Origin of the sequence: Streptomyces sp. NPDC093586, assembly GCF_044764905.1 — a bacterium.
Lineage (GTDB): Bacteria > Actinomycetota > Actinomycetes > Streptomycetales > Streptomycetaceae > Streptomyces.
In genome coordinates, this window is record NZ_JBIWJA010000060.1 from 16,910 (window position 1) to 28,991 (window position 12,082).

General features: G+C 71.6%; 13 protein-coding genes and 1 pseudogene. 3 read left to right on the plus strand and 11 right to left on the minus strand.

Annotation, left to right across the window (positions count from 1 at the left end):
* Nucleotides 1–90: 90 nt before the first annotated feature.
* Both ACIRFH_RS34690 and ACIRFH_RS34695 read right to left on the minus strand, forming a co-directional pair.
* On the minus strand, nucleotides 91–255 hold the full coding sequence (locus ACIRFH_RS34690) for a class II lanthipeptide, LchA2/BrtA2 family (RefSeq protein ID WP_403529958.1): 165 nt from the start codon (nucleotides 253–255) through the stop codon (nucleotides 91–93).
* 54 nt (nucleotides 256–309) lie between these two features.
* Nucleotides 310–477: a plantaricin C family lantibiotic gene (locus ACIRFH_RS34695; RefSeq protein WP_403529961.1), complete on the minus strand. Its 168-nt coding sequence runs from the start codon at nucleotides 475–477 to the stop codon at nucleotides 310–312.
* A 374-nt stretch (nucleotides 478–851) separates the two neighbouring features.
* Between ACIRFH_RS34695 and ACIRFH_RS34700 the strand changes: the two genes are divergently transcribed.
* Nucleotides 852–1,013 carry a hypothetical protein gene (locus ACIRFH_RS34700; protein WP_403529964.1) on the plus strand — a complete coding sequence of 54 codons (162 nt, stop codon included), beginning with the start codon at nucleotides 852–854 and terminating at the stop codon, nucleotides 1,011–1,013.
* Nucleotides 1,014–1,068: 55 nt separating this feature from the next.
* On the opposite strand, the gene ACIRFH_RS34705 is transcribed toward ACIRFH_RS34700, so the two are convergent.
* The 4 genes from ACIRFH_RS34705 to ACIRFH_RS34720 are packed head-to-tail and all read right to left on the minus strand — an operon-like array spanning nucleotide 1,069 to nucleotide 3,559.
* On the minus strand, nucleotides 1,069–1,836 hold the full coding sequence (locus tag ACIRFH_RS34705) for an ABC transporter permease subunit (RefSeq protein WP_403529967.1): 768 nt from the start codon (nucleotides 1,834–1,836) through the stop codon (nucleotides 1,069–1,071).
* The gene (locus ACIRFH_RS34710) at nucleotides 1,833–2,747 is read right to left on the minus strand and encodes an ATP-binding cassette domain-containing protein (protein WP_403529970.1); all 915 of its coding nucleotides are present in this window, start codon (nucleotides 2,745–2,747) and stop codon (nucleotides 1,833–1,835) included. Before ACIRFH_RS34710 ends, ACIRFH_RS34705 begins: the two co-directional genes overlap by 4 nt.
* 45 nt (nucleotides 2,748–2,792) lie before the next feature.
* Complete coding sequence (locus tag ACIRFH_RS34715) at nucleotides 2,793–3,110, minus strand: winged helix-turn-helix domain-containing protein (protein ID WP_403529973.1); 318 nt, start codon at nucleotides 3,108–3,110, stop codon at nucleotides 2,793–2,795.
* On the minus strand, nucleotides 3,110–3,559 hold the full coding sequence (locus ACIRFH_RS34720) for a hypothetical protein (protein WP_403529976.1): 450 nt from the start codon (nucleotides 3,557–3,559) through the stop codon (nucleotides 3,110–3,112). The genes ACIRFH_RS34715 and ACIRFH_RS34720 overlap by 1 nt, the downstream gene beginning before the upstream one ends.
* Nucleotides 3,560–4,154: 595 nt before the next feature.
* On the opposite strand from ACIRFH_RS34720, the pseudogene ACIRFH_RS34725 reads away from it, so the two are divergent.
* Nucleotides 4,155–4,588, plus strand: a pseudogene (locus ACIRFH_RS34725) (transposase); the annotation flags it as partial.
* 246 nt (nucleotides 4,589–4,834) lie between these two features.
* Here ACIRFH_RS34725 and ACIRFH_RS34730 read toward each other — a convergent pair.
* The 4 genes from ACIRFH_RS34730 to ACIRFH_RS34745 form a co-directional block, all read right to left on the minus strand.
* The gene (locus ACIRFH_RS34730; RefSeq protein ID WP_403529979.1) at nucleotides 4,835–6,097 is read right to left on the minus strand and encodes an RNA polymerase sigma factor; all 1,263 of its coding nucleotides are present in this window, start codon (nucleotides 6,095–6,097) and stop codon (nucleotides 4,835–4,837) included.
* Nucleotides 6,094–6,456: a YciI family protein gene (locus ACIRFH_RS34735; protein ID WP_403529982.1), complete on the minus strand. Its 363-nt coding sequence runs from the start codon at nucleotides 6,454–6,456 to the stop codon at nucleotides 6,094–6,096. Before ACIRFH_RS34735 ends, ACIRFH_RS34730 begins: the two co-directional genes overlap by 4 nt.
* A 697-nt stretch (nucleotides 6,457–7,153) precedes the next feature.
* Nucleotides 7,154–7,516 carry a TSUP family transporter gene (locus ACIRFH_RS34740; RefSeq protein WP_403529985.1) on the minus strand — a complete coding sequence of 121 codons (363 nt, stop codon included), beginning with the start codon at nucleotides 7,514–7,516 and terminating at the stop codon, nucleotides 7,154–7,156.
* 336 nt (nucleotides 7,517–7,852) lie between these two features.
* On the minus strand, nucleotides 7,853–8,620 hold the full coding sequence (locus ACIRFH_RS34745) for a GntR family transcriptional regulator (RefSeq protein WP_403529987.1): 768 nt from the start codon (nucleotides 8,618–8,620) through the stop codon (nucleotides 7,853–7,855).
* Nucleotides 8,621–9,056: 436 nt separating this feature from the next.
* Between ACIRFH_RS34745 and ACIRFH_RS34750 the strand changes: the two genes are divergently transcribed.
* On the plus strand, nucleotides 9,057–11,228 hold the full coding sequence (locus ACIRFH_RS34750; protein ID WP_403529990.1) for a hypothetical protein: 2,172 nt from the start codon (nucleotides 9,057–9,059) through the stop codon (nucleotides 11,226–11,228).
* Nucleotides 11,229–11,515: 287 nt separating this feature from the next.
* On the opposite strand, the gene ACIRFH_RS34755 is transcribed toward ACIRFH_RS34750, so the two are convergent.
* Nucleotides 11,516–11,959, minus strand: coding sequence for a cobalamin B12-binding domain-containing protein (locus tag ACIRFH_RS34755; RefSeq protein ID WP_403529993.1), 444 nt, complete (start codon nucleotides 11,957–11,959; stop codon nucleotides 11,516–11,518).
* Between the last annotated feature and the right edge of the window lie 123 nt (nucleotides 11,960–12,082).

Consider the following 12,082-nt stretch of genomic DNA (forward strand, 5'->3'; position numbering starts at 1 on the left):
GGAAGACCCTTGGTCTGCCGGTGGAGTGGGGATCCTTGCACGATCCCCACTCCACCGGCGTTTGTGCCCTCTTACTTCATGCGATGCGCATCAGCACTTGCTGGTGCACTTCGTGGTGGGGCAGAAAGCGGTGCTCGCCGCGACCGAGATGGCGATGGAACACGGGGCGGTGGTGGTACCACCCTGCGCGTCCTCTTCGCCGAGCTCGATGAGCTCCAGCTCGTCGTAGGCACCCAGGAAGTCCTGCTTCTCCATGTGTCGTCACCTCCTTCCACGGGATCCGGCTCCACTGTTCCCCCTGCTCAAGGGTCAGTTGCAGTTGGGCTGGCACTCCTTGGTCAGCGTGCACCAACCGCCGTTGTTGCCGAGTGCGTCACTGAGCGAGAACGTGTTCGTGGTGCAGGCGCCGTAGGCCACACCCTCGAAGTCCTGCTCGGCGATCTCCTCCAGGAGGGACACGTCACCGTCGAAAGACATGCAGAATTCACCCCCGTCCTGACCCAGAGATAGGCCAGAATCACGCCGGCGAACAGCCGGAACGCGCTTCCCCGTATACGGCGATTGCTGGTCAGACAACGCCGGTGGCACGTGCTGGTCAGGCTGTGCCACTGCGATCAATCGGTGATCAATCGACGGGCAGGAAGTTACATGACATACACATAGAGACACAACACCGATAACCGTGACGTGGGTCACAATGAGTTCGTGACGTAATTGGACATAGGTAAATTGCCGGAAATTCCCTGTCGGAGGGATGGTTAAGGCGGCGAGAGCCGGGGGATCAACAGGGAAAACGCCGTCCTTCTTGACGGTTGGCACGCGAAGACGAGCAGGAGAGAGAGGAGGCCCTCATGTTCGGAAAGAAGTCCAAGGACCCGCAGGAAAAGGACGAGAAGACCCGCAGGAAGGCCGAGGAGAAGGAAGCCAGGAAGGCGAGGCGCCGGGCCAAGTACGGACGAGGCTCCGACGCGGAGACCGTGGCAGCGGGCATCTCCGGCATCCACGCGGGCTGACGGTGCGCCGCGTCGGCCCTGCGGGCCCCCGCAGGGCCGACGCGGCGCGGTCGTCTCAGGCGTCCCGGCGCCGCACCGCCCAGTAGCCGGCCACCACGGCCGCCGCCGTCCACAGGACCAGCACCCCCAGGCCGGTCCAGGCGCCGAGGACGGTGTCCCCCGGTGGTTGCCGGTAGAGCACCAGGCCGCCTGCCACGTCCGGGAGGAACTGCGCCGCCTGCCGCACACCCGGCAGGTTGCTCAGCATCGTGGAGAGGGTGAAGAACAGCGGCAGCAGGATCCCCAGCGTGAGCACCGCACTGCGCAGCAGGCTGGCGAGACCCATGGAGAACAGGCACAGCAGCGTCGTGTAGAGGACCGCCCCGACGAGCGAGCGCGTCACACCGTCGTCGGTCAGGGAGACGCTCTGCGCCCCCATGCCGCTCTGCGTGCCGAAGAAGCCGGCCACCACCGCCACCAGGGAAGCCGCCAGGGCCGCCGAAGCACCGGTGAGGAGCTTCGCCGCGTAGTGGACCTCCCGCCGCGGCACCGCCATCAGGGAGCTGCTGATCGTCCCCGACGAGTACTCGCCGGTGACGATCAGCACGCTGAAGACCACCAGCGCGATCATGCCGAGCCGCAGCCCGCTGAAACCGGCGGAGACGGGGTCGAAGCCGTCCGGCGCCGCTTTGTGCGCGTAGGCACGGCCGATGAAGACGCCGGTGAGCACCCCCGCGATGACGCTCAGTGCCACATAGGCCAGGAGGCTGAACCGCATGGAGCGGAGCGTGTACAGCTTGGTCCACTCGAACGCCATGGCGGCGCCCATCTGCGGGGTCGTCATCGCACCTCCTGCCGCGCGCGGTACTCAACGGCACCGGCGGTGAACTGCATGAACGCCTCTTCCAGGGAGGCGGATCTGGGTGTGATCCCGTAGACGGTGACCTGGTTCTCGGCCAGCAGCTCGCCAAGGGCCCGGGTATCCGTGCCGAAGACCTGGATGGCGCCCTCGTCGCCGTCCGCCGCCCGGAAGCCCTCGGCCGCCAGGACGTCGCGCAACTTCTCCGGCTGAGGCGTGCGGACCTCGATGCAGGAACGCGAGTTGCGCGCGACGAACTCCTCGACGGACAGGTCGGCGAGCAGCCGGCCCTGCCCGATCACCACCAGATGGGTGGCGGTCAACGCCATCTCGCTGATCAGATGGCTGGAGACGAGCACCGCCCGTCCCTCGGCAGCGAAGCTCTTCATCAGCCGGCGGATCCACACCACCCCTTCGGGGTCGAGCCCGTTGACCGGCTCGTCGAGCACCAGCGCCTGCGGATCACCGAGCAGCGCCGCCGCCACGCCGACCCGCTGCGCCATGCCGAGCGAGAGGCTCCTGGCGCGCAGGTCCGCCGCGCCGGCCATGCCTACGATCTCCAGCACCTCGTCCACCCGCCGCCGAGGGATGCGGTTGCTGCGCGCGAGACCGAGCAGATGCGCGCGCACGGTGCGCCCCCCGTGCAGGGAACGCGCGTCCAGCAGTGCCCCCACCGTGCGCAGGGGGGCGGCGAGCTGGTCGTGGCGCTTGCCGTCGATGAGGACGCGTCCCGAAGTCGGCTGGTCCAGGCCGGTCATCGCACGCATCGTCGTGGACTTGCCCGCGCCGTTGGGTCCGAGGAACCCGGTCACCCGGCCTGGTTCGACACGGAAGGAGAGCGCGTCGACGGCGAGCGTTCTCCCGTAGTACTTGGTCAGTTCCTGTACCTCGATCATGCCTCTCAGCCCCCGCATCAGACACTCGCCGGCCGCCTGCGCTCCTCAGGAGTCCCTGCTCCCCCGCTCACCCGTGCGGGCCAGCGCTGCGATGCGTTCCAGTGCGGCGGCGTGCCGCCGGAACGCCTCGCGTCCCTCGGGGGTGAGCCGTGCCAGGGTGCGCCGACCGCCCACACCCCGTTCCTTGCGGACCTCGACGTACCCCTCGGCGGCGAGCGCGGACAGCTGCTTGGACAGCGCCGAGTCACTGGTGTCCAGCGACTCCCGCAGAAAACCGAACTCCGCCCACCGCACCGGCGCCAGCAGGGCGACGATCCCCAGTCGCGCGGGCACGTGCAGGAACTCGTCGAAGTCGCTGTCCATCAGGTCTCGCCCCGTCCGCCGGGGGGCGCACCGCCGGCCACCGTCCGCCGCACGACCAGCAGACCGAGCGCGCACACCACAGCACCGGCGACCGTGTGCGGCACGGGCACTCCGCCCGCGTCCGCGGCGTCCGACAACACCTTGAACAGCCCCACCAGGGCGGCACCGGCGCAGACCGACAGCATGGCGGCCCGGCCGGTGAGCGCCATACGGACGCGCGCCCGGCGCACATACAGTGCCAGCTGCCACGCCAGCACCGCCGCCACCGGGAACAGCACCGCACCGCCCCACGGGTTCGGCAGGTCGAAGGAGGCGAAGGAGACGAACACGATCAGCGCCGACAGCAGCAGCCGCCCGCGGGAGAACCCGTACCCCAGGTACTCGGCGTGGGACTGATCCTGCCGCAGGCGCACCTGGTCCAGTGCGGCTCGTGCCTCTTCGGGCTCCATAGGCTTCCGCCCTTCTCCGACCGGCATCCTTTCCTGTCAGGAAAGTAACAGGCACTTTCCTGACAGGCAAGTGAGGGCACGCCGCCGCTGGCCCCGACCGTCCGTCCTCCCACCGGTGCGGGAGGACGGCCCTTCGCCGTGCCCGAACTTCCCCCCAGCGGCTCCTGTCGGGCGCGTACACGGCATGGGTCCTTCTCCCGCACGGCTGCTCCCGGGCGCGTACGCCGTGCGGGACCTCTCGCCCGAGCGGCCCCTTCCGGGCGCGTGGACCGTGCGGGGCTTCCCCTCCCGGTACGGCCCCGCCACGGCCGTCCCCCGCGCGCCGCCCCTCCCCGTGCCGCGGCAGCGCCCAAGCGCTGCAGGCCGCTTCGAGCCGGACTCCACGCGCACCCGCCGTTGTCGGGCGAGGACCGCAGCGGTCCCCCAGGCTCGCTCAGTACTCCAGTCTGGTTTCGCGATCTTGTCGTGGACCCGGCTGGGAACGGGTACGGCCACCGCGTGATCATCGGGGGTTGTGTGGACTCCTGAAGATCGTGCGGCGGCCGCAGGCCATAGCGTAGACCCTGCCCGCTGGCGGGCGATGTTCGACCAGGTCATGGTCCGGATCGCGGGCAGATTCGGGCGAGTTGAGCCCCGGGCCGCAGCCCGCTCCTGCCTGCTCGGACTGCTGTCGAGCGTCGAGCGGAAGAACTGCTGGCAGCTGGCCGAACAGGCGGGCCATACGCGGCCCGGGCCACTGCAACGTCTGCTGCGCTACGCCCACTGGGACGCCGATGCGGTCCGCGACGACCTGCGTGCCTACGCCACCGAACACCTCGGCGCCGACGGCAGCGTCCTCGTCGTCGACGAGACCCGGTTTCCTGAAGAAGGGCCGGTCCTCGGCAGGAGTGCAGAGGCAGTACACCGGCACCGCGGGACGCATCGAGAATGCCCAGGTCGGCGTGTTCCTCGCCCTGGCACGAGGCCGGGTGTGGAACCGGCTGCACCAGGTGCTGCCGACCGAGCTGCGCCGTGCCGGGAAGCTGGACTGGTCCCGGGCGGTGATCGACGGCTCCCGCCACCAGGCCCGTCGGGGCGGCCTGGGCGGGCTCCGGCGGGTGGGTGTCGGCCGGAGCGGCTCGGTCGAGCTTTCCGCTCGGCGTGAGCGGCAGGGCCGTGTGCGTGGCGAAGCGGGCCGGCACGCGGTGTTCGGGCAGGACCCGGCGTTGACGACAGGGTGGCGGACGGCCTCGAGCGCAGCAGCGCCCGCGCCCACCCCTCCGTCGTCACGGCGCGTCACACGCGGGACTCCAGGCGGTGGGCGCGGGTGCTGAGGTGGCGGCGTTCGGGAGTGCTGGTGGCGCGGCGGGCGGCTTCGCGGTAGGAGGCCGCCGCGGACCCGTGTTCGCCGAGGAGTTCGAGGAGGTGGGCGCGGGTGGCGAGCAGCCGGTGGTGGCGGGCCATGCGGTTGTCGGCCTCCAGTGCCCTGACCAGGTCGAGTCCCGCGGCCGGGCCGTGAACCATGGCGACGGCGACCGCGCGGTTGAGGGAGACCATCGGGTTCGGCCCGAACTGTTCCAGGATTTCGTACAGGGCGAGGATCTGGGGCCAGTCGGTGGTGTCGGTGTCCTCGGCCTCGTCGTGCACGGCCGCGATGGCCGCCTGCAGTTGGTACGGGCCGACCCGGCCGCGCGGCAGGGTCCGGCTGATCAGCTCGACTCCCTCGGCGATGGCACGGCGGTCCCACCGGGCGCGGTCCTGTTCCGCCAGCGGCACCACCTCGCCGGAGGGGCCGGTGCGGGCGGGGCGGCGCGCGTCGGTGAGCAGCATCAGCGCGAGGAGGCCCGCGGTCTCGGTGTCGTCGGGCACCAGGCGGTGCAGCATCCGGGTGAGCCGGATCGCTTCGGCGGACAGTTCCGGCGTGGTCAGGCCGGTGTCGTCGGTACCGCCGGTGGTGGTGTACCCCTCGTTGAAGACCAGGTAGAGCACGTGCCGCACCTCGGCCAGCCGCTCGGTGAGATCGGCGCCCTCAGGCACGGCCAGGGAGATGCCGGACGCCTTGACGGTCTGCTTGGCCCGGCTGACTCGCTGAGCCATGGTCGCCTCGGGCACCAGGAAGGCCGCGGCGATCTGTGCGGTGGTCAGGCCGCCGACCGCGCGCAGGGTCAGCGCGATCCGGCTGGCCGGCGTCAGCGCGGGGTGGCAGCACAGGAACAGCAGGGCCAGCGAGTCGTCCCGGTCCCCGTCGGGCACGGTGTCGGCGGCGTGGCCGAGCAGTTCGGCCTGCGGGGTGGCCAGGGCGAGGCTGTCCTCGCGGCGCCGACGGGCGCTGTCGCTGCGGATCTGGTCGACCAGCTTGCGGGAGGCTACGGTGACCAGCCAGCCCCGGGGATTGTCCGGAACGCCTGCCTCGGGCCACTGCAGGGCAGCTGCCAGCAGGGCTTCCTGGACCGCGTCCTCGCACGCGTCGAAGACGCCGTAGCGGCGTACGAGCGCGCCGAGGACCTGCGGCGCCAGCTCGCGCAGCAGGTCCTCGGCGGCGTGGCGCTCGCCGGTCACACGTCCGCCGCGGACTCGTGCAGGACCGGCCACAGCTCGACCGGCTCCACGTCGGCGAACGGCATGTCCGCGGCGATCGCCTGCGCCCGCTCCGGACTGTCGCAGTCCAGCAGGTAGAAGCTGGCGATGTACTCCTTGGTCTCCAGGTACGGGCCGTCGGTGACCGCCGGGACACCGTCCTCGCGGCGCACGAGCTGGGCGTTGGCCGCGTCCGCCAGGCCGTAGGCGCCGAGGAGTTCACCGCTCTCGCGGTACTTCTTGTTGAACGCCTCCTGCGCGGCGATCGCCTCAGGCCACTTCTCGGCCGGGAAGGAGTCCCACTTGGCCTGGTTGCCGTAGATCATCGCGACGTACTTCATCTCGGGTGTCCTCCCCATTTCGCACGCCCCGTCGGCGCGCTGTCACCCCTCGGTCGGAGCGGGAAACGGCTTCTCGACATCCGACGGCACCTTCTTCGGAATCTTTTTCCGCACCACCGTCGAGCAGTCCAGACACCGAAGCGACGCAAGTGATCAAACCATAGTCCGGCTCCCCGCCGGCGTTGCCCCGGCGCCCTGGTGAAGAGTCGCACCCAGCCGCGGCCGCAGTGGCGACCGAAGGCCGCTCGCCCTGGTTCTCGCCCGAGGTGGTGACCGGCTTGCGAGCGATCTCGGGGGCGGGGGTCCTTCGCCGCAGTTCCATGGCGAAGTGGAGATCGACTCGCTTGGACTGCACATAGGCGAACGCCGCTCGGTAGGGGTGCTCAGCGTCGAGGTCGGTCATGTCGACTCGGGTGGATCGCCGGCCCTCGCTGCTGACCGTGACCACGCGCGGGCCGACGGCGGCCGGCAGGTGAGGCATGAGGAGGCCGGTGAGCGCGAACGTGCCGAGGTGGTCGATGCCGAAGCGGAACTCGAAGCCGTCGGCGGTCCGGGAGAACGGCACCATGGTCACGCCGGTGTCGTCGACCAGGGGATCGAGCCGGCCGGGGGGTGGTCAGCCGTGCAGGGCGAGTGCCAGCAGGGTCGTGATCAGGGCGTACTTCAGGTGGCGGGTGGGAAGCGCGTGAGCGATGCGTCAGCCGGCCAGCGCTCCGGCCAGCTCGGGAACGCCCACCTGCGCGGCCAGCGGCCAGCGGCCAGCGGCCAGCGGCCAGTCGACGGTGCCGTGCGCCACGTGTCCCACGGTGCCCGCTCCGGCGATGACGACGGACTGCGCCTGGGCCGAGGCCAGGGTCTCCAGCACGGGCACCCCGAGGGCCACCAGCAGCGGGACGGTGGGCATCGGTCCGCCGATGCCGACCACACCGGCCGCCACGGCCACCCCGAACCCCAGACCGGCCAGCAGGGCCGTCGAAGGGTGCGCCCGCCGCGTGGCCGGGCGGCGGTGCTCCCGGAACCACACCAGGCAGGCCACAGCCGCCACGAAGACCCCGAGCACCAGCCCGAAGGCCGCCTTCTACACGTACGAGTTGACCAGGACGCCGAGTGGCGTCCCGGCGACGGCGCTCACGGCCAGGACGAGGGCCGTGTGCCGGGTGCCGGGTGCCGGGCTCACGCGACTGGCCGGACCGGGTGTAGGCGGCGGTGGCGAGCGCCCCGGTGGCGACATGGGTGACGATGGCCGTGCCCGCCACCTCCGCCGGTGTCAGACCCGTCAGGGCGAACAGGCCGATCGTGGGCAGCACCCCTCCGGGACCGACGGCGGTGATGCCGATCCCGCCGACCAGGCCGAACAGCCCGAGCGCGATCAGGACGGGAACGCTCAGCCCGGCCATCACCGGCCTCCTTCCGTGCGGTACAGGGTGGTGCGCAGGGTCATCCGGTCCGCGCGGACACGGATCGCCTCCACGTCCACCGGCCGCCCGTCCGCCAGCCGGGTCAGCCGCTCCAGGGCGAGGACGGCCGCCCCCGGTTGGATGTGCAGCAACTCCGCGGTGCCCGGGGCGGCGGTGACCGCGTGCACCGCCACCTCGGCACGCCCGAGCCGTTCGCCCGCGGCCTCCTCGATCAGCGCGAACACGTCACGTCCCGCCAGGTCACCGGCGAGGACGGCGCGGCCGGTGTCCGCGGTCAGACAGCTGGTGTCCAGGGACAGCGGCAGCCCGTCCAGTCGGCGCAGCCGCTCCACGTACACCCCGCCCGCCCCGGCCGGCACCTCCGGCCGGGCGGCGATCGCGTCGGGCAGGACGGGCACCTCCGCCGCGGCCCGCACCTCGTTGGTGACGGTGCCGCACCCGGTGAGTTCCTCGGCCAGCCCGGTCAGCCGGTCCAGACCGTGTCCGTGCTTCGGCAGCACCACCGACGTTCCCACCCCGCGGCGCCGGGTGATGAGCCCCTCCCCGCGCAGCAGGGCGAGCGCATCGCGGACCGTGTCGCGGGTGGCGCCGAAGCGGCGGCCCAGCACGCGTTCGTCGGGCAGCATGCCGTCGGTGAAGTGGCCGTCGGTGATCTGCCGCCGCAGTGCGTCGGCCATCTGCCGGGCCCACTCGGCACGAGGCCGTTCCAGGTGGTGGTCCATGCCGGCCACGTCAACCCGGCTCATGTTTCGCCGATGTTACGCCCCCCTCCTGACCTGCAAAAACGTCTGACCAGTGGTTTCCTCTCAGGCGCTCGGCGCTTCGCCACCCGGTCCCGGCCACGGCTCACTGCCCGGTCCGCGGATCCACCCCGCGCCGGGCCGGCGCGAGGACGCCGGCGACGATCAGGACGACGCCGGGCAGAAGGCTCACCGTCGCGTCCCCCCGAGTGAGGGCCGGCCGGGGGGCGACCGGAGGGCCGTCCTGCGCGCCGTGCTCCAGCAGGAGCACGGCGCGCACACCGGCCGCGGCGGCCGCGCCGGGACGGTCGGCGGGCCCTGACGACGGGCCGCTCGGTGAACCGGTCCCGGCTCCCTGCCGCGCCGTCGGGCTCGGGAGCGGTCCCGGGCGCGTACGGAAACTCCTGTGCGCCGATTCGCACAACTCTGCGATCATCCCCGGATGGCGTACGGACTCGAGTCACTGGTCATCCGGCACACCCATCGCGTTCCCTCCCCCGCAGGCCCCTCCGGGGAAGGCGCCACCGCCGCACGGCAGTTCGACGCGGCGCTGACGTCCGTGGGCTTCAAGCTCTCGGCGGAGCTGCTGGAGCGGTTGTCCGGGCTGTCCGGGTCCGCGGTCGTGCACACCGCCAGGCGGACGCTGCGCACGGTGAGCGAGATGGTGGGCGACCACGTCCGGCACAACGCGTACTTCATCGACTTCCCGGCGAACGTGCCGGACACCGAAGAGTTCTGGACGCGGTGCGTGGCGAAGGCGCTCGGCGACGACACGTCGCGCGAGAACGTGCTGACGCAGCTGGCGCACGGAGTGGTGGACCTGCTCAGCCTCCCCGCGTACGGCCGCTACCAGCACACCTACGAGCAGATGCTCGCGGCGCAGGACGAGCTGATCGCCTCGGCGGGCGACCGGGTGACCGTCCTGCACCTCGGGCGGGACCTGGACGACGAACTCACGGACCTGTACCTGGCGTTGGCGGGAAGCACGACACCGCTGGGCGAGGAGCACCTGGACGACCTGAAGACCCTCGCCCATCGGTGCGCGCTCGGACCGCAGCCGGGGTCGATCCCGGTCAGGGAGAACCGGGCAGTCGTCAACGAGGCGCGTCTCATGGCCGGCGCGGACCTTCTGCTGGACACCGTCACCGATGTGCTGCGGCTGGCCTGCGCGCTGTCGGGCGGCGACGTGACGCTGCAGGAGCCGACCCGCTTCCGGGCCTTCCCGCGGCCGGTGCGCCGTGCGCTGCTCGCGGGCCTCGACGCCGTGGTCGCGGCGAACCCCGCCAAGCTGGCCGACGTGCACGCGCACCGCGAGCCCTTCAAGCGGCTCGGCGAGCGGCTCCACCCGCACGAGTACCCGCGCTGGCCGCACGCGGCCGACGTGTTCGCCGTGGCACGGGGCGAGAAGGAGGCGCGGTCCTTCGACAGCCGCGTCGAGAAGCTGCTCGACGAGTCCGGCGTACCCGGCGCGGTGCGGCTGCTGGAGTCCGCGCCCGGCAAGCTGTTCCGGGCCCTCGACTTCCTGCTGCGCACCGCCGCCGGCCAGGAGGAGCGGGACGCGGTGGTGGCCGCCGCGGTGCGGGCCGCTCCCGAGGTCTCCGGCCGGGTCGTGCTGTCGGTCCGCGAGCACCTCCAGAACCGGGAACGGGAGAGCGGCGGCCCCCGGATCTTCGTCAACCGCCGGGGCCGCGGCTGGGTCGCGCCCGACACGCGGCCGCCCGTCCCCGCCGCCGACCGCGACCGCCTCATCGCCGCCCTCGACGCGGAGATGCGCCGCAGGCTGCCGGCGCCGGGCCGGCTGCTGCTCGACCCCGACGTCCTCGACGTGGCCCTCCCGCTCAGCGGCCGGGCGTCCGCGGCCGGACTCGGCGTGCTGCCGCGGGGCTCGGTCTCGGCGGTCGGCGGGGACCGGCTGCGCTTCTTCGTGTACTGGAAGGAGACCGGGAAGCGGACCGACTACGACCTCTCGGCGCTGCTTCTCCGCGCCGACTACAGCACCGACTCCTGGCTGTCCTACACCTCGCTCAAGACCGTCGCGGGTGTGCACTCGGGCGATGTCACCGAAGCACCCGACGGGGCCTCCGAGTTCATCGAGCTGTCCCTGGACCGGGTACGCGGCGCCTTCATCGTCCCGCAGGTCGACATCTACGCCGGCGAGGGCTTCGAGGAGGTCGAGGAGTCGTTCTTCGGCTTCATGGTGCGCGACGGCGGGCAGAAGGGCCGGCCGTTCGAGCCGCGCACGGTGCGGATGAAGTCGGAGCTGCGCGGCACGGGCCGGGTGGCGCTGCCGCTGGTGTTCCGGCGCGAGGACGACGGCCGGTGGCGCGCGAAGTGGCTGCACCTGTACCTGAAGGGCATCTCCGCGGCCAACCGGGTCGAGGAGAACCAGGTGTCGGTGTCCAAGGCGGTGCGCGCCGTCGTGGAACGCGAGTACCTGACGGTGCGGTACCTGACCGGCCTGATGACCGACCGTCCCACGGCCGTGGACCTGTGGGACGGCAAGCCGGTCCCGGACGAGCCCGTGACGTACATCGGTCTCGAACGCCCCGAGGGGCTGCACCCGGACTCCCGGGTCGTCACCCTCGAAAACCTGCGCGACCTGATCCCTGGCTGAGTGCTAGCGTTGCCCACGGCGAGGCCATGAAAGGGCTTCCTTCTCCCTTCCTTTCCTGAAACAAGTCCTTTCGCTCTCCTCGCCCTCGACGTCGCTCCGGGCGGCGCCCGCGCTCACCGCGCGGGCGCCGCCCGGAGCCGTTCTCCGGAGCCTGTCCCGAGTGATCGCCGTCGAAGAGGGCGAGCGTCGTGCCGGCGGGGTTTCCGCGGCCGCAGGCGGAAACGGCTCCGGTGCCCGTCGGGGCCGGAGTCCGTCCGGGGGGTCCGCCGACAACGCGGCGGTCGCGATCAGCCGCCGGCAGCGGACGGCACGGAATGGCGACCGACGTGCGCGTGCACCCAGTCCGTGATGTCCCGGGTCGGCGTGCCCGGGGTGAACAGGGCCGCCACCCCCAGTTCGAGGAGAGGGCCGATGTCGGCCTCGGGGATGATCCCTCCGCCGAACACCGTGATGTCCGTGGCTTCCTGCTCCCTCAGCAACTCCATGACCTGGGCGAAGAGCGTCATGTGGGCGCCGGACAGGACGGACAGCCCGATGCCGTCCGCGTCCTCCTGGAGGGCGGTGTCGACGATCTGGCGCGGAGTCTGGTGCAACCCGGTGTAGACGACCTCGACACCCGCGTCACGCAGGGCCCGGGCGATCACCTTGGCTCCGCGATCGTGTCCGTCCAGGCCCGGCTTGGCCACGACGACCCGGACGGGGGCATTGGGGCCGGTGTAAGCAGTGCGCATGGCAATCCTCAGTCAGTAGGCATCCGTCGGCACGTACGTCCCCCACACCTCGCGCAGCGCGTTGCACACCTCGCCCACCGTCGCCCGGGCGCGCAGCGCGTCCTTCATCGGGTAGAGGACGTT

Excerpts from the sequence above, each read along its gene's own strand:
- ACIRFH_RS34750 (WP_403529990.1), top strand. The coding sequence starts at position 9,057 with ATGGCGTACGGACTCGAGTCACTGGTCATCCGGCACACCCATCGCGTT.
- ACIRFH_RS34705 (WP_403529967.1), bottom strand. The coding sequence starts at position 1,836 with ATGACGACCCCGCAGATGGGCGCCGCCATGGCGTTCGAGTGGACCAAG.
- ACIRFH_RS34690 (WP_403529958.1), bottom strand. The coding sequence starts at position 255 with ATGGAGAAGCAGGACTTCCTGGGTGCCTACGACGAGCTGGAGCTCATC.
- ACIRFH_RS34720 (WP_403529976.1), bottom strand. The coding sequence starts at position 3,559 with ATGGAGCCCGAAGAGGCACGAGCCGCACTGGACCAGGTGCGCCTGCGG.
- ACIRFH_RS34715 (WP_403529973.1), bottom strand. The coding sequence starts at position 3,110 with ATGGACAGCGACTTCGACGAGTTCCTGCACGTGCCCGCGCGACTGGGG.
- ACIRFH_RS34710 (WP_403529970.1), bottom strand. The coding sequence starts at position 2,747 with ATGATCGAGGTACAGGAACTGACCAAGTACTACGGGAGAACGCTCGCC.
- ACIRFH_RS34695 (WP_403529961.1), bottom strand. The coding sequence starts at position 477 with ATGTCTTTCGACGGTGACGTGTCCCTCCTGGAGGAGATCGCCGAGCAG.
- ACIRFH_RS34745 (WP_403529987.1), bottom strand. The coding sequence starts at position 8,620 with ATGAGCCGGGTTGACGTGGCCGGCATGGACCACCACCTGGAACGGCCT.
- ACIRFH_RS34755 (WP_403529993.1), bottom strand. The coding sequence starts at position 11,959 with ATGCGCACTGCTTACACCGGCCCCAATGCCCCCGTCCGGGTCGTCGTG.
- ACIRFH_RS34735 (WP_403529982.1), bottom strand. The coding sequence starts at position 6,456 with ATGAAGTACGTCGCGATGATCTACGGCAACCAGGCCAAGTGGGACTCC.
- ACIRFH_RS34700 (WP_403529964.1), top strand. The coding sequence starts at position 852 with ATGTTCGGAAAGAAGTCCAAGGACCCGCAGGAAAAGGACGAGAAGACC.